16 protein-coding genes are annotated in these 20,208 nt (G+C 75.0%); 10 read left to right on the plus strand and 6 right to left on the minus strand.

What is annotated here, in order from left to right:
• The first annotated feature begins 88 nt into the window (after nucleotides 1-88).
• Nucleotides 89-1,492, plus strand: coding sequence for a S8 family peptidase (locus K7B10_RS05265; RefSeq protein ID WP_229334767.1), 1,404 nt, complete (start codon nucleotides 89-91; stop codon nucleotides 1,490-1,492).
• Nucleotides 1,493-1,566: 74 nt separating this feature from the next.
• On the opposite strand, the gene K7B10_RS05270 is transcribed toward K7B10_RS05265, so the two are convergent.
• Nucleotides 1,567-3,132: an IucA/IucC family protein gene (locus tag K7B10_RS05270; protein ID WP_229334768.1), complete on the minus strand. Its 1,566-nt coding sequence runs from the start codon at nucleotides 3,130-3,132 to the stop codon at nucleotides 1,567-1,569.
• Nucleotides 3,133-3,263: 131 nt separating this feature from the next.
• Here K7B10_RS05270 and K7B10_RS05275 point away from each other — a divergent pair, with 131 nt between their 5' ends.
• Both K7B10_RS05275 and K7B10_RS05280 read left to right on the plus strand, forming a co-directional pair.
• Nucleotides 3,264-4,814 carry an IucA/IucC family protein gene (locus tag K7B10_RS05275; RefSeq protein ID WP_229334769.1) on the plus strand — a complete coding sequence of 517 codons (1,551 nt, stop codon included), beginning with the start codon at nucleotides 3,264-3,266 and terminating at the stop codon, nucleotides 4,812-4,814.
• 11 nt (nucleotides 4,815-4,825) lie between these two features.
• Nucleotides 4,826-5,482: a class I SAM-dependent DNA methyltransferase gene (locus K7B10_RS05280; RefSeq protein ID WP_229334770.1), complete on the plus strand. Its 657-nt coding sequence runs from the start codon at nucleotides 4,826-4,828 to the stop codon at nucleotides 5,480-5,482.
• A 10-nt stretch (nucleotides 5,483-5,492) separates the two neighbouring features.
• Here the strand turns inward: K7B10_RS05280 and K7B10_RS05285 are convergent, their stop codons facing one another.
• Nucleotides 5,493-6,662: a hypothetical protein gene (locus tag K7B10_RS05285; RefSeq protein WP_229334771.1), complete on the minus strand. Its 1,170-nt coding sequence runs from the start codon at nucleotides 6,660-6,662 to the stop codon at nucleotides 5,493-5,495.
• Nucleotides 6,663-6,921: 259 nt separating this feature from the next.
• Between K7B10_RS05285 and K7B10_RS05290 the strand changes: the two genes are divergently transcribed.
• Nucleotides 6,922-8,439 (plus strand): FAD-binding oxidoreductase, encoded by a 1,518-nt coding sequence (locus K7B10_RS05290; RefSeq protein ID WP_229334772.1) that lies wholly within the window; start codon nucleotides 6,922-6,924, stop codon nucleotides 8,437-8,439.
• Between the two features lie 11 nt (nucleotides 8,440-8,450).
• Entirely contained in the window at nucleotides 8,451-9,371 is a 921-nt protein-coding gene (locus tag K7B10_RS05295) for a S1 family peptidase (protein ID WP_229334773.1), read from the plus strand.
• Here the strand turns inward: K7B10_RS05295 and K7B10_RS40710 are convergent.
• Both K7B10_RS40710 and K7B10_RS05305 read right to left on the minus strand, forming a co-directional pair.
• A complete protein-coding gene (locus tag K7B10_RS40710) occupies nucleotides 9,325-9,720 on the minus strand; it encodes a hypothetical protein (RefSeq protein ID WP_267501334.1) in 396 nt (131 codons plus the stop codon). The genes K7B10_RS05295 and K7B10_RS40710 overlap by 47 nt on opposite strands.
• Nucleotides 9,721-10,106: 386 nt before the next feature.
• Complete coding sequence (locus tag K7B10_RS05305) at nucleotides 10,107-11,054, minus strand: AEC family transporter (protein ID WP_229334774.1); 948 nt, start codon at nucleotides 11,052-11,054, stop codon at nucleotides 10,107-10,109.
• Nucleotides 11,055-11,137: 83 nt separating this feature from the next.
• Here K7B10_RS05305 and K7B10_RS05310 point away from each other — a divergent pair, with 83 nt between their 5' ends.
• From K7B10_RS05310 to K7B10_RS05325, 4 genes are all read left to right on the plus strand, one after another.
• Nucleotides 11,138-12,484, plus strand: a complete 1,347-nt coding sequence (locus K7B10_RS05310) for a sensor histidine kinase (protein WP_229334775.1) — start codon at nucleotides 11,138-11,140, stop codon at nucleotides 12,482-12,484.
• On the plus strand, nucleotides 12,481-13,161 hold the full coding sequence (locus tag K7B10_RS05315) for a response regulator (RefSeq protein ID WP_229334776.1): 681 nt from the start codon (nucleotides 12,481-12,483) through the stop codon (nucleotides 13,159-13,161). The genes K7B10_RS05310 and K7B10_RS05315 overlap by 4 nt, the downstream gene beginning before the upstream one ends.
• 145 nt (nucleotides 13,162-13,306) lie before the next feature.
• Nucleotides 13,307-14,350, plus strand: a complete 1,044-nt coding sequence (locus K7B10_RS05320; RefSeq protein ID WP_229334777.1) for an alpha/beta hydrolase — start codon at nucleotides 13,307-13,309, stop codon at nucleotides 14,348-14,350.
• Nucleotides 14,347-15,558 (plus strand): acyltransferase family protein, encoded by a 1,212-nt coding sequence (locus K7B10_RS05325; protein ID WP_229334778.1) that lies wholly within the window; start codon nucleotides 14,347-14,349, stop codon nucleotides 15,556-15,558. Before K7B10_RS05320 ends, K7B10_RS05325 begins: the two co-directional genes overlap by 4 nt.
• Before the next feature lie 91 nt (nucleotides 15,559-15,649).
• On the opposite strand, the gene K7B10_RS05330 is transcribed toward K7B10_RS05325, so the two are convergent.
• A complete protein-coding gene (locus K7B10_RS05330) occupies nucleotides 15,650-16,072 on the minus strand; it encodes a DUF350 domain-containing protein (RefSeq protein ID WP_229334779.1) in 423 nt (140 codons plus the stop codon).
• Nucleotides 16,073-16,197: 125 nt separating this feature from the next.
• Here K7B10_RS05330 and K7B10_RS05335 point away from each other — a divergent pair, with 125 nt between their 5' ends.
• Complete coding sequence (locus K7B10_RS05335) at nucleotides 16,198-18,078, plus strand: GNAT family N-acetyltransferase (RefSeq protein WP_229334780.1); 1,881 nt, start codon at nucleotides 16,198-16,200, stop codon at nucleotides 18,076-18,078.
• On the opposite strand, the gene K7B10_RS05340 is transcribed toward K7B10_RS05335, so the two are convergent.
• Nucleotides 17,997-20,108, minus strand: coding sequence for an AMP-binding protein (locus tag K7B10_RS05340; RefSeq protein WP_229334781.1), 2,112 nt, complete (start codon nucleotides 20,106-20,108; stop codon nucleotides 17,997-17,999). The genes K7B10_RS05335 and K7B10_RS05340 overlap by 82 nt on opposite strands.
• Nucleotides 20,109-20,208: the final 100 nt, after the last annotated feature.

Here is a 20,208-nt window from a genome sequence, read left to right on the forward strand (position 1 = left end):
CGCCGACACCGGGGCCTCGGCCGCGAGCCCGCCCGAGGGAGCCGTCCGGTACGCCGGAGCTCCCGGAGCCGTCGCCGGAAGCTACCTCGTGCTGTTGAACCCGGACCGGGCGGGCGCCCGTACGGCACAGGGCCGGTCCGTGGTCACGCGCTTCGGCGGCACGATCCGCCGGACCTACGACGCCGCCCTGAACGGCTACTCCGTCCGGCTGTCGGAGCGGCAGGCCCGTCGGCTCGCCGCGGACCCCGCCGTCGCCGAGGTCGCGCAGAACCGGAAGCTACGGCTCGACTCCACCCAGCCGGACCCGCCCTCCTGGGGCGTCGACCGCATCGACCGGCGCAGGCTCCCGCTCGACGCGAGCTACGCGTATCCGGACTCGGCCGGGCAGGGCGTGACCGCGTACGTCATCGACACCGGCGTCAACATCAGCCACCAGGACTTCGGCGGGCGCGCCTCGTACGGGTACGACGCCATCGACGACGACTACGAGGCCGACGACCTGCACGGGCACGGTACGCACGTCGCCGGGACCCTCGCGGGCACGACGTTCGGCGTCGCGAAGAAGGCGAAGGTCGTGTCCGTGCGGGTGCTCGACTGGTCGGGCGAGGGCACCACGGAGCAGGTGGTCGCCGGGATCGACTGGGTCACCCGCAACGCCGTGAAGCCCGCGGTGGCCAACATGAGCCTGGGCGGCGACCCCGACGACGTGCTGGACGCCGCCGTCCGGGGCTCCATCGCCTCCGGCATCACCTACGCGGTGGCCGCGGGCAACCAGAGCGCGGACGCCTCCACCCACTCCCCCGCCCGGGTGCCCGCGGCGCTCACCGTCGGGGCGACCAACGACTGCGACGCGCGCGCCTCGTACTCCAACTACGGCCCGTTGGTGGACCTGTTCGCCCCGGGCGACTCGATCACCTCGGCGGTCTTCTGGGGAGACGACTGGAGCACCACCATGTCGGGCACCTCGATGGCCTCCCCGCACGTGGCGGGTGCGGCCGCGCTCTACCTCGCCGACCACCGTACGGCCACGCCCGCCCAGGTCGCGGGCGCCCTGACCGCGGCGGCCACGACGGACTCGGTGGTCGACGCCGGGCCGGGCTCGCCCGACCGGCTGCTCTACGTGGGGACACAGCCGAACCGGGTACCCGGGCCGCGCTTCGCGAACACCGCGGACTACCCGGTCGAGGACCTGGTGCCGGTCGAATCCCCGGTGACGGTCAGCGGGATCACCGGACACGCCCCCGCGCAACTGGACGTGGAACTCGACATCAGGCACCCGGATTCCGGCACCCTCCAGGTCGACGTGATCGCACCCGACGGCACGGTGTACCCCATCAAGGACAGCTACACCGGCTGGGGCAATGCCGACCTCCGCGGGATGTTCGGGATCGACGCCTCGTCGGAGATCGCCAACGGCGTGTGGAAACTGCGGGTGTTCGACGCCTTCGCGGGCCACACCGGCCACATCGACGCATGGGCCCTGCGCTTCTGACGGCCGGCGAGCGCGGAAGGCCCGGGGCCGTCCTCCGGATCAGGGCGGCCCCACCGTGATCCGGAGGACACCGCCTACCCGTTCAGGGGGTTGGGGAGGGGGATGTAGCGGGCGGCGGCGCCGTCGGCGCGGGTCCAGCGGAGCAGCAGATTCGTTTTGGCCGGCAGGGACGGGGCCGAGAGGAGCTCCGCGATCTCGGGCAGGCCGTGCTCCGCGTCGTAGCGCAGGAACTCCTCGCGCACCGCCGGCCACAGCGCGGCGGCCGTGCCGGGGTGCGCCTCGGCGATGGCCCCCGCCACCTCCGTGAGGTGGTTGACCACCAGGCAGTAGACCAGCCGCTGCCAGGCGGCCGCGCGCTCCGTCTCCGGCAGCAGCTTCACCCCCTCCGCGTCCCGGAACAGGGCCTGTACCGGGACGCCACGCGCGTCGACCGCCACGAGGCTGTTCTGCAGGTGCGCCTCCAGTACGACGCCGTGCCGGGCGAACAGGTCCAGTACGGGCGGCACGACGTGGCGCAGGTACGCCCGCCACCAGCCGGCCGGATCGGCCGTCGCGGCGAGCGGGCTGCCGGTGAATCCCTCCGCGAGCGCGGCGGACGCGAGGGGCGTGGCCCCCGGCTCCAGCTGCGCGTGCAGCCCGTCGCGGACCAGGACGGCGAGTTCCTCGAAGGCGAAGGAGGCGGTCCGGTAGCCGCGGTCGGCGAGCCAGACCGCGTTCGACCCGCAGCGCCGCAGCTCGGCGAATCCGGCCTCGACCGCGACGTCCGTACGGCGGAGTTTCAGCAGGTCGTGCCGCCACAGCCGGCGCACGTCGTTGGTGATCCGGACGTCCAGGCTGAATTTGACGAACAGGTCCGCCTCACCCGGCACGTACAGCGTGCGCACCGAGGCCGTCGGCCAGACCGGGCGGCGGCCCGGGCCGAGGCGCAGCAGCCGCCCGTCGGCGAAGGCCGTGCGTACGGCCGCCGAGCCGCCGACGAGGTCCAGCTGCCAGGGATGCGCGGGCAGCAGCCGGTATCCGGCCGGCGGGCGCGGCCCGTCGAGCAGCCCGGCCAGCGCGTCGATCGCGTCGGCGGCGCGCGGCCCGCCGTCCTCTGCCACCTCGTCCTCGCGCAGCCCGAGGAAGACCAGCGGGTGGCGGGCGTACGCCTCCGGCGCGTAGGGCAGCCAGCTCGCGACGGGCGCGCCGCCGCGCGCCTTGGGGGCGGGGTGGTACGGGTGTCCCATGACCAGGGACTGCTCGGAGCGGACGTACGGGTCCCGCGGGGGCTCGGCGGCCGCGCGGGCGGCCAGCAGCGCGGCGACGGCCTCACGGCTGTCGGCGATCTCGACCGGGAGCTCGTCGTTCGGGACGCCCGTGTACCGGTGCAGTTCGTCGGCGGTCAGCTTGACCAGCTCGGTATGGCTGAGCGGACGCCAGCCGTCCGCCGTGCGCAGCTCGGGGCGCAGCGGCCGGCGCCCGCCCGTCACGCGCAGGAGCCGGCCGCTGCCGCGCAGCCGGTGGACCGTCCGGCCCTCGTCCGGCGTGGCGGCGGACCCCTCGGCGGGATCGGCGGCTTCCCGCAGCAGACAGTTCAGCAAGGGGGTGGCGGCATACGCGTCGGCTGCGGCGTTGAGGTCCACGGATTCCATTCGGTCCATCCCAAGTGCCGGGGTCGCGGGGCGTACCTCCGGCCGTGATCTTCAGTATCCGCGATGATGACGTGATCATCACGTCATCCGTGAGACACCCGTGAGAGTCCCGTGAGAGGAACAGGGCCCTGCACCCCAGCATGAACCTCCCCGCCTCCCCGGCCGAAGAGGCCGTGTCCGCCGAACTGGCCGAGGTGCGCCCCGCCCTCGGTTCCGCTTACGGCTCCGCGCTCGGCGGCGCCCGGGCCGCCGTGCTGACCCGGCTGTGGCGGGCGCTGGCCTTCGAGCCGCTCCCGTGGGTGGAGCGCCGCGAGCACGGGCCCGGCGGCCTGACGGTCCGGCTGCCCGGGGGCGGCCGGCTGGAGGGCCCACCGCCGGACCCGTACGCGACCGACCCGTACGTCGGCGAGGTACTGCTCGACGGCGTCCCGTACCGGCAGGCCGGGCGGCTCATGACGGCGCTGGGCGTGCCGCACGGGGACGCCTTCGCCGCCGAGCTGGACGACAGTACGGCCTCGCTCGCGCTGTCCCGGGCGGGGCGGCCGGCCGCGCCCGAGCCGGCCCCGCAGGCCGCCTGGGAATGGGAGCAGCGGGTGGTCGACGGCCATCCGTACCACCCCAACTGCCGCTCCCGGCCGGGGTTCTCGGTGGCCGAGCAGCTGGCGTACGCGCCGGAGCACGGGCCGCTGGTAGAGCTCGGACTGGTTGCCGTACGGGCCGAGGAGTGCCTGGTCACGGGCGCCTGGCCGGCCGGGCTGCGCGACGGTGGCCGACTCCTGCTGCCGGTCCACCCCTGGCAGGCGGAACACGTCCTGAAACAGACGGGCCGGGGGGCGGCCGGGGCGCTGCGCCCCGGATTCGCGGCGCATCCCCTGATGGCGCTGCGCACCCTCGCCCCGGCGGCGGGCGGCGCGCACGTCAAGACGGCGCTGAGCACCCGGCTGACCTCCTCCGTACGCGACATCTCGGAGTACTCCATCGAGACGGCCGCCGCGGTCTCCGCCTTCGCACAGGCCCTGTCGGAGCGGCTCGACGGGCAGCTGCACGTCACCCGGACCCTGGGCGCCGCGACCGCGCACAGCCCGGACCTCGCGGCGGTGCTGCGCGAGCCGCCCGAGGTCTACGCGGACGCGGCGGCGGGCGAGCGGGTCGTGCCGGTGGCGGCGCTGGGCGGGGCGGCGTTCGCCCGTTCGGCGTCGTGGCGGGCCGAGTTCGCCCGGCTCGCGCTCTCGGTGTGCCTGCGGGTCCTGGACCTGGGGGTGGCGCTGGAGGCCCACGGCCAGAACCTGCTCGTCGTGCTGTCCGCGACGGGGGCCCCGCTGCGGCTGGTCTACCGCGACCTCGCCGACATCCGGATCAGCCCGGAGCGGCTCGCGCGGCACGGCCTGCCGGTGCCGCCGCTCTCGGGGCGACTGGTCTCCGACGACGTGACCCTGCTGCGGCGCAAGCTGTTCGGTTCCCTGCTGACCGGAACCCTGGGGGCCACGGCGGGCTCCGCGGCGGCCTTCGGCGAGATGCTGGCGCAAGCCGCCGCGCTCCCGGCCACCGCGGACACCGAGGCCCTGCTGACGGCGCCACTGCCGACCAAAGCCCTGACGCTGATGCGGCTGAGCCCCGGGATCCCGGGCGATCGGTGGACGGAGCTGGACAATCCGGTGGCCGGGGCCGACGGGCGGGGGCGGGCCGGATAGTGTCACAGGGCATGAACGGGACCTCGGACCTGAACTCCGTACGGGCGTCGTACGACGCCGTCGCCGTCGACTACGCCCGGCTCCTCGGCGCCGAGTTGGCGGACAAGCCGCTGGACCGCGCCATGCTGGCGGCTTTCGCCGAGTGCGTGCGCGGCGAGGCGCGCGGCGCGGCCCGGGCGGTCGCGGACCTGGGCTGCGGTCCGGGTCGCGTGACGGCCCATCTGGACGGGCTCGGCGTACGGGCCTTCGGCATCGACCTCTCCCCGGCGATGGTCGCGGTGGCCCGGCGGACGTATCCGGGGCTGCGCTTCGAGGTGGGCTCGATGGCGGCGCTGGACGTGGCCGACGGGGTACTCGGCGGGGTCCTGGCCTGGTATTCGACGGTGCACACCCCGCCGGGTGAACTGCCCTCGCTGTTCGAGGAGTTCGCTCGCGTGCTCGCGCCGGGCGGCCACCTGCTGATCGCGTTCAAGGCGGGCGACGAGAGGCTCCGGCTGGAGCAGGCGTACGGGCACCCCGTCGAGCTGGACGTGTACCGGACCCCACCGGAGCTGATCTCCGGCCTGCTCGCCGGGGCGGGCCTGGAGGAGGTGGCCCGCCTGGTGCGACAGCCGGCGGGCCAGGAGAAATCCCCGCAGGCCTTCCTCCTGGCCCGCAAGCAGGTCTAGGGGGTGCCCGCTAAGGGGTGCCGACGGCGCCCTCCAGCACCTCCAGCCGCTGCTGCGTCAGCCGCAGCAGGCGGGGTTCGAGGCTCGGCAGGGCCCGCAGCAGGCGGACGAGTTCGGGGCCGGAATCCCGGGCCGCCGCCTGGTCCTTGAGCTGGGTCCAGCAGTACAGGGCGCCCGCCGCGGCAGCCAGGACCTCGGGGGCGTCCGGCGACTGTTGCTCCAGACGGGTGTGTCCCGCGTTGATCCAGAGCTGGGTCGCCGAGCGGTAGTTCCCGGCCATCCGGGCGAGGTCGGCCCTGATCTCGGCCCAGTGGGTGGCCTCGGGCGAGGTGTACCCGTGGGTCTGCAGCACGTGCTGCTCCCAGGCCTGGGCGAGGGTGGCGGCCTCCTGGTGCCGGCCGCCGGAGGCGAGGGCGTGGATGTGCGGCCGCGGGTCGGGGGTCTGTCCCTGTGGCGCCTGAGGTGCCGGAGGTGCTTGTGGTGCTTGTGGTGCGGCGGTGGCGCCGAGTTCGCGCGTGGCGGGCAGGACGAGCGTGCCCGGCGGCAGGGCGGCGGCTCCGACGGCGAAGGCGTGCAGTTGGAGGTTGGCGGGGCGGGTGGGGCTGCGGCGCAGCTGGTCGATCCAGTGCCGGGTGTACGCGCTGACCTGGTGCGGCCCACCGGCGAAGGCGGGCGGGACGACCACCCCGTAGACCTCGGCGGAGGGTGAGGCGGGCAGGCTCCCGTACTCCTGGAGCACCGGCCAGGCGGATTTGTCGGCGACGAGGTCGAGCACCACGGTGGTCGGGCCGGCGGGACGGGCCGCGAGCTCGGTCCCGAGCCAGTCCCACGGCAGGGCGGTGTAGCGGACGGTGGAAGCCGTGGTCCCCGCCAGCGCGAGGTGCAGGCCGTGCCCGCGGCGGTCGAGCGTGAGCCGGCCGGAGAGGTAGACGAGCAGCGGCCCCGGGGTGGCCGCGGCTGCGCGCAGCCGCATCAGCACGGTATTGGGGTCCCGGGCGCCGTCGAGGTACGTGGTGTCGCTGGGGACCTGGCTGTTCAGCACCGCGGAGGCGGGCAGCACTCCGAGCGCGGCCAGATTCGCACTGGGCGCGACCTGAACGGCCCGCCTCCGTACGGCGGCGTCGCCCGCTATGAGAAGAACATGCCCCCGCTGCTGCCTGCCGGCTCCGTCGATCTGCATGGGCAGACCGTACTCACCTCACGCCCCGGTCGCAGCCCAGGGGTTCGAACCGTACCCGTACGCCCCCTCCCCACCCTCCTGATCGGGCGCTCCTCCACCCGCTCCTTGGCCATCGACGGAAGCCCCGCGCTCCTCGAGAGTCGGACGACCGGGGTGGGGAACGTGGAACGGCAGCAGTACGTGGGCCGTTCGGGGGGCAGCGCAGGCCCCCCGGGCCCGCCTTCGCCGCGATCAGGCCGGACGATGGCAGGAAGGAGGGATGAGCCTCCACCGCCGCCGGTTGCTGGGCAGCGTGCCCGCAGCCGTGCTGGCCGCCTTCGCCGTCGCGGCGGCGCCGGCCCGCGCTCCCGACTGGTCGGCGCTCGGCCGCGGCATCGACGGGCGGGTGGTGCTGCCGGGCGACCCCGGCTACCCCGAGGCCCGGCAGCTGTTCCAGCCCCGCTACGACGCCATCGCCCCGGGCGCGGTGGCCTACCCCGCGCACGCCGCCGATGTGGCCGTGTGCCTGGACTTCGCGCGCCGCTCCGCCGTCCCCGTCGTACCGCGCGGCGGCGGCCACAGTTACGCCGGCTGGTCCACCTGCGCCGGCGGGCTCGTCGTCGACGCCGGTGCCATGGCCGGGCTGGTGGTCGAGGGGTCCGGTGTACGCATCGGCGCCGGGGCCCGGCTCGGCGACGTCAATCGGAGCCTCGCCTCGCGGCGCCTCGCCGTCCCGACCGGCCTGTGCCCCACGGTCGGCATCGCCGGACTCACCCTGGGCGGCGGGCTCGGCCTGGCCTCCCGCGCCCACGGGACCACCTCCGACGCCCTCACCGGGGCCACCGTCGTCACCCCCGACGGCCTCGTGCGCGAAGTCGACGCCGCACGCGACCCGGACCTGTTCTGGGCCCTGCGCGGTGGCGGGGGCGGCAACTTCGGCGTGGTCACCGAGTTCCGTTTCCGCACCCACCCGGCCACCGACTGCGCCTACGCCGAACTCCACTGGCCCGAAGCCGACTCCGCCGCCCTGCTGCGCGGCTGGCAGCGCTGGCTGGCCGCCCTCCCCGACCCCTTCTGGAGCCAGGTCGAGTTCCTGATCGAAGGCGGCCCGGCCGCGGCCCCCGCCGTCCGCGTCCTGTGCCTCGACGGGCGCACCGAACTCGAGCGGCAGCTGACCCGCCTGTCCGACCTCGTCGGCCGGCCGCTCCGGGACAGCTGGATCGTCGTACGCACCTACGAGGAGACCCTGCGGGCCATGTCGGGCTGCGCGGAGCGGAGCGCCGCACAGTGCCATCTGCCCGGCACCCTGCCCGGCCGGACCCCCGAGGGCCGGATCGGCCGGGACTCGTACGGCGGGCGCTGCGACTTCTGGGGCGCCGCCGGGCTGCCCGACGCGGGCGTGGCCGCGGTGCTGGCCGCCGTACGCCGCTACGGGCGGAGCGTCCCGGCCGGCGGCCTCGGAGTCGTCCAGTTCACCGGCGAGTGCGGCGGGGCCGTGAACCGCCCGGCGGCGGCCGACACCGCGTTCGTGCACCGCGACAGCGCCTTCCTCACCCAGTACCTCGCCTACTGGCCCGGCTCCGCGACGCCCGCGCAGGTGGCCTCGCACCAGGGCTGGCTCGACGGGCTGTGGCGGGACCTGCGCCCCTGGGCGAGCGGCCGCGCGTACCAGAACTACATCGATCCGAAACTGCCCGCCTGGCGCGAGGCGTACTACGGGCCGAACCTCGCGCGCCTCGAAGAGGTCCGGCGCGCCTACGACCCGGACCGGCTGTTCCGCTTCCCGCAGGCCATCTAGAGGAGCTCGACATGCGACGTACGTTGACCGTGGCGGCGGCGACGGCCGCCCTGCTGCTGCCCGCCGGGCCGCTGCCGGTGGCCGAGGCCGGCAGCGCCATCCCGCCGCCCGGCCGGTGGTCCGCCCGCGAGGCGGAGTCCTTCTGGACGGCCGACCGGATGGCGTCCGCGGCCCCCATGACCCCGGCCTCGGCGGTCGCGGCCACCGATCCCGGCACCGGGCAGGACTTCGACGGGATCCCGGTCGTCGGCCGGATGTTCGTGATGAAGGGCGGCGGCGCGTACTTCTGCACCGCGAGCGTGGTCTCCTCCCCCGGCCGCGACCTGGTGCTCAGCGCGGCGCACTGCCTGCTCGGCACCGACGCCCGCCAGGTGGCCTTCGTACCGCTGTACACGGCGGACAACCCGCAGCCGTACGGGATGTTCCCGGTGCTGCGGGCCGCGGACGGGAAGTCCAAGGTGTGGATCGACCCGCGCTACAAGAGCCTGGGCGCCGACAAGGGTGCCACGCTCGACGTGGCTTTCGCACAGGTCGGGCCGGATGCCGACGGGTTCCCCGTCGAGGACGTGGTCGGCGGGAACCGCCTGGTCACCGGCGCCGGTTACGAGCACGCGAAGGTGTCGCTGATCGGATATCCGGCATCGGCCGCGCGCCCGAGGCTGTGCGTGAACCGCACGACCAAGTTCACCAGCAAGGACGCGGGGATCCCCGGATCGTTCCTGCGGATCGACTGCACGGGATACCCGGGCGGGACCAGCGGCGGCCCCTTCCTGAAGAACTACGACAAGGTGACCGAGACCGGGGACGTCGTCGGGGTCATCGGCGGCTGGAAGACGGGCGGGGACACCGCCGACACCTCGTACAGCTCGTACTTCGGCCCGGAGATCAAGAAGTTGTACGAGCAGGCGGTTGCCGGGGCAAAGGCGGGGTGAGCACCCTCACCCAGCGGGTGCGCCGCGGGTTGCCCACGGTGCGCGGGGTCGCGGGCACGCCCTCGGCGGTCAGCCGGTCGGCGGGCGGCAGGCCGAGCTGGCGGCGCAGGTCGGCGAGGGCCGCGTGGACCGGGGCCAGGAGGACCTCGGCGCGCGGATGGGCGTACGCGAGCGCGTGCGCGGTGGTCTCGATGGTCTCGGCGGCGTCCTCGGCCGCCGTACGGCTCCACCCGCCGGGCTCGGCGGAACTCCAGGGGGCGACGGCGTCGTAGAGGTGGCAGGCGGCATCGGCCGCGGCGTCGGCCCGTTCACCGACGCCCGGCGCCGCGATGGTCGGCAGCAGCTCCATGCCGGGTCAACGACCGAAGCCGCCACGGGGAACGACCGTCGCGCCGCCGGTTCCCCGGGCGCGGCTCATCCGGGCCGTCTGTTCACCGGGGCGCGGCTCACCCGAGCCGCCGGGCCACCGCCTGCGAGCCGATCGGCGGCCGCCGCGGCCACGACGACGCCCATCACCCCGACGGCGCGGGCGAACCGGCGCCGTCGGTGCCGCCCCACACGTCCCAGACCCGGTCGGGCACGCGGGGGTGGCGTTCGCGCAGTACGGGGCCCGGGTGCGGGACCAGCGTCCCACGGTCGCGGCCTCCTCCAGGTCGTGCAGGGCCCAGGCGGACAGCAGCCCCCAGCCGGTGGCGGCAACGGCGCCGCTCCTGGCGGCAGTTCGTGTCGGCGTGCTCACGGGGCCACAGTCTGCAGCCAGACGGGGAGCAGCAGCAGCGACACGACCGAACTTTTGATCACCAGCGAGGCGGAGAGGTCCACGCCCACGTCGTAGCGCTGGGCGAAGACGAACAGGTTCTGCGGGGTGGGCATCGCGGCGATCAGGACGAGGTACGTCAGCCACTCCCCCCGTACGCCGAACAGCACTCCGCACACCGCCCAGGCCAGGAGGGGGAAGGCGAGGCACTTGAAGGCGATGAGGGCCATCTCCTCGCGGGAGGTGCCCCGGACGTCCAGTCCCACGCCGCCGAGGTGCAGTCCGAGGGCGAACAGGGCGATCGGCGAGGCGCTGTCGCCGACGAAGGCGGCCCCGTCCAGGACCACCTTCGGGAGGTGCACCGAGAGGAGGTTGAGCACGATCCCGGCGTTGCAGGCCAGCACCACCGGGGTGGCGAGCGAGGCGCCTACGGCCCGCGAGAGCCGCTGCCCGGGGCCGCCCGCGGCCGGGCCGGCGCGGCCCAGCTCCATGATGGAGATGACGACGAGGGAGAGCACGCAGACCTGGAAGAGCAGGACGGGGAAGATCGGCGCGGCCGTCCCGAAGAAGGTGATGAACACGGGGACGGCGAAGTAGGCGGTGTTCACCTGGACTCCGGCCATCACGCGCAGCGCCACGTCACGGGGATCGCGAATGCCCCGGGCGCCCGAGGCGAAGGCTATGAGGAGCACGGCGAGGGCGGCGGCCGCGGCGTAGGCGCCGATCGCGTGCCAGTTGAACAGGGCGCCGAGGTCGCTGCCGTAGATGTTGCCGAAGAGGTAGCAGGGGACGGCGAAGAGGAAGGCGTAGTCGGCGAAGGCCTTGGAGGCCTCGGCCGGGACGGTCTTGCGGCGGGCGAGCAGGACTCCTCCGCCGAAGGCCAGCAGCACCGGTACGAGTTTTTCGAGTGCTGCCGCCGTGCCCATGTGTACCGGCTCCCCCGTGATCGACCGTGAGCAGCGTACTCCTGCCCTCCTGGAGGACCTCCGGAGCATAGGCTGGACCGATCATGAGCGATCGCGACGAAGCCCGCCCCCGTACGCCGGCCCCCGCGAAGGGGGACCGGTCGCCGGTGCGGTTCACGGTGGTGCTGCGCACGCCCGCCCGGGCGGCGGAGCCGCTGTTCGCGCGGGCGCCGAAGGCCTGGCAGCGGATGCTGCCGTACGTCGTCGCCGGCATCCTCGTGGTGTCGCTGCTGCCGGCGACCATCGCCGTGCTGACCAACGACTACAAGGCGGGCGGCGGCTGGGCGGGGGCGCTGGGCGCGGCCCAGACCGTGCCGCTGCTGCTGGCGGTGACGCGGCCGCTGGCCGCGTGGGCCCTGATCCTGGTCGCGGACACGGTCGGGGCGGTGGTGCTGACGCACGCCGACCAGGTGGCCGGGCACGCCTGGCCGTGGACCCCGATGTGCATCGTCGGGTACCTGGCGCTGATGATCTGCCTGGGGTTGCGCGAGTCGATCCGCACGCTGATCGGGGTGTGGCTGGTGACGGGCGGCGTCGGGGTGGTGCTCGGCTTCTTCGAGCCCGACGGGGTGACCACCACGGCCGCGCTGCTCTTCGTACTGAGCGGCAGCTTCCTCGCCGTGACGGGGGCCCTGCGCGGGATCGGCGACGCCCAGCAGCGCGTCGCCGAGCAGGAGAGCATCAGCGAGGCGGAGCGGGCCCGGCGCACGCTCCTGGAGGAGCGGGCGCGGATCGCCCGGGAGTTGCACGATGTGGTGGCGCACCACATGTCGGTGATCACCGTGCAGGCGGATTCCGCTCCGTACCGGCTGCCGGGCATGCCGGAGCCGGTGCGGGAGGAGTTCGCGGCGATCGCGGCCAGTGCGCGCCAGTCGCTGGGCGAGATGCGGCGGCTGTTGACGGTGCTGCGCGGCGACCGGGCGAACGGCGGGGACGGAACCCGGACGCCCGACGGCACCGGCGCGCTGGCCCCGCAGCCGGGGATCGGCCGGATCCAGCAGCTGGTGGAGGCGACCGTACGGGCGGGACAGCCGGTGGAGTTGTCGCTCGCGGCCGGGGCGGAGCGGGCGGCGCCGCCGGCCGTGGACCTGTCGGCGTACCGGATCGTGCAGGAGGCCCTGGCGAACGTGGTGCGGCACGCGCCGGGCGCCGAGACCCGCGTCTCGGTGACGCACGACGCCGGGGAGGTCCTCGTGCTCGTGGTGAACGGCCCGGCGGCCCGGGACGCGGCGGTGGAGCCGGCCGGTTCCGGCACCGGGCACGGTCTGGTCGGCATGCGGGAGCGCGTACGGTTGACGGGCGGGACGCTGGACACCGGCCCGTTGCCCGACGGCGGCTTCCGGGTCGCGGCCCGCCTGCCCCTGAACGACGCCACCGAGGACGCCAGTTGACCATCCGTGTGATCGTCGTCGACGACCAGGCCATGGTGCGGGCGGGGTTCGCCGCCCTGCTGTCGGCGCAGGCCGACATCGACGTGGTGGGCGAGGCCCCGGACGGGCGGCAGGGCGTGCAGGTCTCGCGCACCGCGCACCCCGACGTGGTGCTGATGGACGTGCGGATGCCGGAGATGGACGGTCTGGCGGCGGCCCGGGAGCTGCTCAGCCCGCCGCCGGGGGTGGTCCACCGGCCGAAGGTGCTGATGCTGACCACCTTCGACATCGACGACTACGTGTACGAGGCGCTGCGCGCGGGAGCCTCGGGGTTCCTGCTGAAGGACGCGCCGCCGGCCGACCTGATCGCGGCGGTCCGGGTGGTCGCGTCGGGCGAGGCGCTGCTCGCTCCCTCGGTGACCCGGCGGCTGATCGCGGACTTCGTCCAGCAGCGGCCGGCCCCGCGCAAGGACCCGGCGCTGCGGCTGAAGGGGCTGACCCCGCGGGAGACCGAGGTACTGGAGCTGATCGCGCGCGGGCTGTCGAACCAGGAGATCGCCGGGCACCTGGTGCTGGCCGAGCAGACGGTGAAGACGCACATCGGGCGGGTGCTGGCCAAGCTGGACCTGCGGGACCGGGCCCAGGCGGTGATCTTCGCGTACGAGGCGGGGCTGGTCCGGCCCGGGGACTCGCACTGACGTCCGCCCCCGCCGCCGCGCCCTGACGCGGCGGATCTCCTCCACCCCCTACCGGGGTATGACATCCGACTTGGCTCCACGGTCCGACGTCCCCTTCGACACCTTCTTCTTACCTTCTCCCCGTCACGAGGAGAGGAGAAGGGGCATGCGCCGCTTCGGAAGGACCCTGGCCACCGCCGCACTGGCCGTGGCCGTGGTCGGGGGGACCGCGGGCTGGGCCTCCGGCGACAGCCAGCGGGCGGTCACCGGACCGCCGCCCGGCGCCGCCGCCTGGCGGGCCGACACCGTGTCCGGCCGGTCGCTGCCCGATCCGGCGAGCGCCTCGCCGCATGACGTGGCCCGGTTCTTCGCCGGGCTGGACGACGCGGAGCGCCGGGAGCTCGTACGGAGGCACCCGCTGGTGGTGGGCAACCTCGACGGCGCACCCGTCCCCCTCAGGTACGAGGCCAACCGGCTGGCGGTCCTCGCGACCGGCGAGGCGCGCTTCGCCTCGCTCGCCTCCCCGGGGCGGCAGATCCTCGCCTTCGACCCGCGCGGGCGCGGCCAGGTCGTCGAGGTGTTCGGGGACCTGCCGCGGGCCGCGCACGTCTCGGTGGTCGTGCCGGGTTCGGACAGCGACGCCACCACGTACGACGCGAAGCGCGCTCCGAACACCGGGCCGGCCGGGATGGCCCGCTCGCTGCGCGCCGCGGCCGGCGAGGACACCGCGGTGGTGGCCTGGGCCGGCTACACCACCCCCGTCGGGGTCGGGCTGGACGCGGCCTCCGGGCGGCTCGCCGAGGCGGGCGCGGACCGGCTGGCCCGGTTCACGGCGGGCCTCGACGCGATCGGCGCACCCGACCCGGTGCTGTTCTGCCACAGCTACGGCTCGGTGGTGGGGGGTCTGGCGGCCGGGCGTACGGACGCCAGCGACATCGTCGTGTTCGGCTCCCCCGGCATGCGCGCCGACACCGCCGCCGGACTGCACACCCGCGCCCGCGTCTGGGCGGCCCGGGGGCCCTCCGACTGGATCGCGGACGTGCCGAACGTGGAGTTCGCCGGAATCGGCCACGGCGCCGATCCGACCTCCGCCGCCTTCGGCGCGCGCAAGGTGCCGGCCGGCGACGTGCACGGCCACACCGGGTACCTCGCACCCGGAACCCGGTCCCTGGCGGCCTTCGCCGCGATCGCGAAGGGGGAGGTCCGATGAGCGCGCCGGCCACGCTCCGGAAGGTGGCCGACCGGATCGAGCGGCAGACCCCCGCCCACCGCGACCGGGCCGTCGACGGGCTGCGCGCCCTCGCCCTGCTGGCCGTTCCGACCGGGCACTGGCTGCTCGGCGGGTTCACGCGCGACGCGGAGGGCGGCCTGCACAACGCCAGCCCGCTCTCCGCGTTCGGCGCCCTGGCCCCGGCCGGCTGGGTGCTGCAGATGCTCGGCATCTTCTTCCTGGTCGGCGGTTACGCCTCGGTGCTCTCCTACCACCGCCGCAAGGGGTCCGCCGGGGACTGGCTGAAGGGCCGGATCGCCCGGCTGGGGCGGCCGGTGCTCGGGGTCACCGCGGTGTGGGCGCTGGCCGCGCCGGTGCTGTACGCGGCGGGGGTGCCGGAGGTCAGCCTGCGGACCGGGGCCACGCTGGTGATCCAGCCGCTGTGGTTCGTCGGGGTGTACGTGGTGGTCACCGCGCTGACCCCGTACTGCGTACGGGCGGCGCGCCGGCTCGGCGGCTGGGCGGCGGCCCCGCTGCTCGCCTCGGTCGCGGTCGTGGACTTCCTGCGGTACGGGCCGTTCGCCGAGGCCGTGCCCTCCTGGCTGGCGGTCGTGAACATCCTGCCGGGCTGGCTGTTCGCGTACCAGCTGGGCGTGAGCTGGGTCGAGGGGCGGATCGGCAGGCGCGGGGCCTGGCTGCTGCTGGCGGGCGGGACCCTGCTGTTCGCGGCGCTGCTGGCGGTGTTCCACTACCCGGCGTCGATGGTCGGCGTGCCGGGCGAGGCACGGACCAACTCGCACCCGCCGTCGCTGCTCGTGCTGGCCCTGGCCTCGGCCCAGTCGGGCGCGGCGATGCTGCTGCGCGACCGGCTGGCGGGGCTGCTGGCCCGGCCGGCGCTGTGGGCCCCGGTGGTGGTGGTCAACCTGTCCGCGATGACGATCCTGTGCTGGCACCAGACGGCCATGCTGGCGGCGGCCGTGCCCGGTTCGTTCGTGGGCGATCTGACGGGGCTGACGACGGCGCCGGACAGCCCGGTCTGGATCGCGGCGCGGCTGGCGTGGATGCCGGTGTTCGCGGTGCTGCTGGTGGGCATCGCCCGGTACGCGCGCCGGTTCGAGGAGCCGTGGACCCGGGCGACGGCGGTGCGGCGGACGCTCGCGGGGGTGTTGGCGGCCGGGTTCGCGGTGTTCGCGCTGGGGCTGGCGTAGCACCGGCCGACGACGGTTCGACGATGTGCCGAGAGCGCCGCTCCCTGCGGGGAGCGGCGCTCTCGGCGTGTTCGCGCGGCGGGTGCGCGGTTCAGGCGATCGACGCGGCGACGATGGCGGCCACCGCCAGGTTGCAGGAGGCCGTCACCCAGACCGCCGGGTGCGGCTCCGGGTCGACGACGATCGCGCCGAGCTTGCCGGGGGTCACCCAGTCCAGCACCAGGAAGGCGAGGCCCATCAGGACCAGGCCGAGCAGCCCGAACGCGGCGGTGGACAGCAGTCCCTTGCCGAAGTCGTCGTACGTGGTCCAGATCGAGGTGAAGACGATCCCGCCGACGCCCACGAGCGCGGAGCTCAGCATGACGGCCGCGTTCCGGTTGCGCTCCTCCCAGATCTGCTTCGGGAGCTTCCCGGGCGTCAGCACGTCCACCAGGACGATGCCGAGGATCAGCAGGACCAGACCGAGGGCGCCGTAGGCGCTGGTGCGGCCAAGTCCGTTGATGATGTCGCTCATTGAGAAGCCGTTCTCCGCGGGGGTAGGAAGGACCTGCCGTACATGACGGGACACCGCCCGCCAGGGGGCTCAGGGTGGCCGAATCTATCGCACGGTCTCGCGGCAGGCCATGGGGAGGTCAGGGAATGGTAAAGCTCAGAGCGGCGCGGCCCGGTGAGGCGGAGGAGCTCACCGCTCTCGTGCTCCGCTCCAAGGCGTATTGGGGGTACGACGCCGCGTTCATGGCCTCGTGTACGCCGGAACTTCGGATTCCGGCCGGGGAGGTGGCGGACCGCCGGATCGTGGTGGCCGAGGAAGCGTCCGGCGGCCGGGTGCTGGGGCTCGCCTCCCTGGAGGGCGCGCCGCCGGTGGCCCGGCTGGGGCTGCTGTTCGTGGAACCGGGGGCCATCGGCCGGGGCGTGGGGCGGCGGCTGTACCGGGACGCGCTGCGCCGGGCCGCCGAACTGGGCTTCCGCGGACTGCTCATCGACGCCGATCCGCACGCGGCGGGGTTCTACCGGGCGATGGGCGCGCGGAGCTCGCCGGGGTCCCGCGCGGCGGACGGCGAGGAGGCGGAGGCGCCCGCCGGGCTGGTGCGGTACGAGGCGGCGCCCACGCCGCCGGCCGACTGGGCGCAGGCCTGGACGGGCGGCGGGCCGGCCGTGCACGTCGGCAATGTGGCGGAGTACAACGCCCAGTTCGCCGACGCCTCTTTGGACCGCGAGCAGCGGGCCGCCCGCCACTACGCCTGCCTGGCCGCCTTCTACAGCCCGTGTCCGGGGGCGCTGGTGCTGCCCGCGGCGGTGCCGCCGGGGTGGATCGGGCGGGTCGGGCGCCTCCTGGAATGGGAGGGGGTGGAGGTGTACGACGGCCTGGCGGACGGGGGTCCCGGGCTGCCGGCCACTGCCGGATTGTGTGATGCCGTGCGGGCCAGGCCTGTGCTGGCCGGGCGGCTGGCCGCGGCCGGGCTGCCCCTCGTACCGTGGGGGCGGACGGCGGGTTTCGCGCGGCTGGCCGGGCGCCCGTGGCGGCCCTCCGAGCTGCGGTACGAGTCCAAGTCGGCGTCGCACGGCCTGTTCGGGCGGATCCTGGCGGGCGGGGGGCACCCCCGGATCCTGCTCCCCGGGCAGTGGCCGGCTCCCACCCGGCGGGCGGCGGCCAGGCTGCTGGCCGCCCGGGCCAGGGCGGGCGAGAGCAGTGTTCTGAAATCGGAGCACGGTGTCGGCGGTTCCGGCACCACCGTGGTGACGCCCGGCCGGATCCGGGCCGCGGGCAGCGCCCGCGCGGTGCTGCGCGCCCTCCCGCGCGGGCCCCTGCTGGTGGAGGAGTACGTGTCCGGCCCGGCCGGACCCCAGGAGCCTCGGGACCTGACGTACGACGGGTTCGTCGACGAGGCGGGCCGCGTGCACGAGGTGGGCGGCGCGGTGATGGACGTGGCGGACTCCGGGTACCGCGGGGCGACGGTGGGCCCCGGCGTGGTGCCCGCGTGGGCGCGGGAACCGCTGCTCGCGTTCGGGGAGGCGGTGGGCCGGGAGCTGTCGGCCGCCGGCTACCGGGGCTGGTTCGACGTGGACTTCGTCGCCGACGGGGCGGGGCGGCTGGCGCCGACCGAGACGAACCTGCGGCTCACCGGGCCGTCGATCGCCTTCATGGTGGCGGCCCGGCTCGACGCGCTGCGGGGCGCGGGGCATTTCGTACGGATCGCGGACCGCGTGGAGCTGGGAGCCAGGCTGCCCGAGGCCGCGCTCGACGAGCTGTGCGAGACGCTGGAGCGGGGCTGCGCGGAGCTCGGGGCGGTGTTCCTGCCCGCGATCCCGACGGGCGCCTTCGACCCGGCGCCCTGGCTGGGCGTGCTGGTGGCCGCGTACAGCAGGAGGACGCTGGACGCGGCCGAGGCACTGGTACGGGCGGAGGCCCTCGCCGTGGGGGCGGCCTTCGCCGGAGGTCAGCGGGCGGAGGCGCCGCCCGCGTCCTCGACCTCGACTTCGTCGAAGTCGAAGGGTGAGGGCTGTTTCCGGGTGACGTAGACGGCGACGACGACGGCCGCGATCATCAGCGGGATGTTGAAGACGTAGACGAGGGCGGCCTGGACCGGCCAGTCGTGCTTGGCCGCGAGCCGGTAGAAGTTGTCCTGCGGCCACCACGCCATGAGCAGGTAGACCACCGCCAGGTGCGCGGCCGCGGTGAGGCCGGGGCTCCCGCCCGGGCTGTGGCGCCGCATCATCGCGCGGCCGTCGAAGAGGAACACCAGCCCGGCGGCGAACGAGGCTCCTTCGAACAGGTAGAGCACGAAGAAGAGGAAGGCCCACGGGTTGGGCACACCGGTGAGGTCGGTCGAGCCCGGCCAGAAGATCTTCGAGAGGAGGAAGAAGAGCAGGCCGGTGACGACCAGGAACACGATGCCGCAGCCGGCGCGCCCGGCCGGTGTGAAGGTGGCGGCGCCGGTGGCCGTGTACTTCCCGGATCCCCCCGCGCCGCCCCGGCCCGGCTTCCCCGTGAGCACGGGCTGGGGCAGCGCCTCCCGGCTCTCCTGGCCGCCGCGGTTGCGGGGCAGGGTGCGCAGCCGCACCACGGCCTGCGGTACCTGCGCGGGGGGCACCTTCCCCGCGAGGTGTTCGCGGAGCCGCCCCCCGTCCGGCAGGTCGGCGGCCGGAGGCCAGGACCGCGCGCCGGCGGGCGGTGCCACGTGCGCGATCAGCCTGCGCGCACCGCCGGGACCGTCGGGGACCTCGGTGACCAGGGCGGCGCCGATGTCGGGGTGGCTGCGGATGACGGCTTCGACGGCGTGCGGGTCGAACACCCCGCCGTCCGTGGTGATCCGGTCCCGCGTCCGGCCCCGGAACTCCAGCAGCCCGTCCGGGCGGAGCTCCGCGAGGTCGCCGGTGGGGACGGCGTCGCCGCCGTCGGGCGGGCTGAGGCGCAGCTGACCGTCGCGGGCGTCGGCCCGGCAGCCGGGGAAGGGGGTGCCGATCAGGGAGAGCCGCTCGGGGTCGTCCAACGGGCGGGGCAGCTGGGACAGTTCGAACCAGGTGCCGGTGCCCGCCGCCTCGGTGAGCCCGTACACGTTCAGCAGGCGGGCGCCGGCCCTGAGCCTGCTCTGCAGGGCGTCCTGTTCGTCGAGGAAGAGCCGGTCGCCGGTGACCGTGACCAGGCGCAGGTACCGCAGGGCCGGGTCGTCGTCGCGTCGTCCGCGCATGCCGGCGTCCGCGGCTCCCGCACCGGGTCGGTCGGCGGCTCCGGGATCGCGCAGGAGCAGCCGGGCCGCCCCCGCCGGGTCGGTGTGCACCACGGTGACCTGCTCGGTCTCGACCGCCCGGCGGATCCCGTCGGGCGTCCAGGGCGTCCGCTCGGGCACGACGAGGGCGCCGCCCGAGCACAGGGCCCGGGTCCAGCCGGCGGAGAAGGGGACGACGTCCGCGCCGTGGGTGATCAGATGACGGTCCTCGGGGACCGGCCGCATGACCTCGGCCCAGCTCTCGTGGGCGGCGAGCAGCCGGGTGTGCCCGACGGGGACGGCGCGCGGAACCGCCGCTCCGGTGAACAGGACCGCGGCCGTCTCCCCGGGCTCGGACCGCTCCGGCGCTCCGGCGGGCCGGCCGGCGATCTCGGCCGACTCCGCCCCGAGGCGGACGACCCGTCGTCCGCTGCCGTCGTCCAGCCGGGCGTGGTGCGCGGCGTCGGTGAGCAGGACGTGCGGGGTGAGGGCGGCGAGCTGCCGCCGCCCGGTGAGCGGGACCTCGACGTCGAGGACGGCGTAGGCCCCGCCGGCCTTGAGGACGGCCAGGAGGGCCACGACGATCTCGGTCCGGCGGGCGGTGCCGATCGCGGCGACGGCGCCGGGCGGCAGTCCACCGGCTATGAGGTGGTGCGCCAACCGGTTTGCCCGCACGTCCAGTTGTCCGTAGGTGAGGCTGTCCGCGCCGGCGATGACGGCGTACGCCTGCGGGGCGTCCCGCACCTGTTGCCCGAACAGGTGCAGGACGGTGTCGGCGGTCGTCCGGCCGGAGCGATCGGAGCCTGGTCCCTGCGTCGATCCCTGCGTCGATCCCTGGGTCATTCCCCGATGATGGCACCCCCCACCGACAGTCCACAGGATGTGGAACGTCCCCCGCACGAGCGGGGGTTCGGTACGGATCCGGCCAATACATTGACCTCAA

The sequence above is a fragment of the Streptomyces flavotricini genome (genome assembly GCF_020639365.1).
In the GTDB taxonomy this organism is placed as follows: domain Bacteria; phylum Actinomycetota; class Actinomycetes; order Streptomycetales; family Streptomycetaceae; genus Streptomyces; species Streptomyces flavotricini.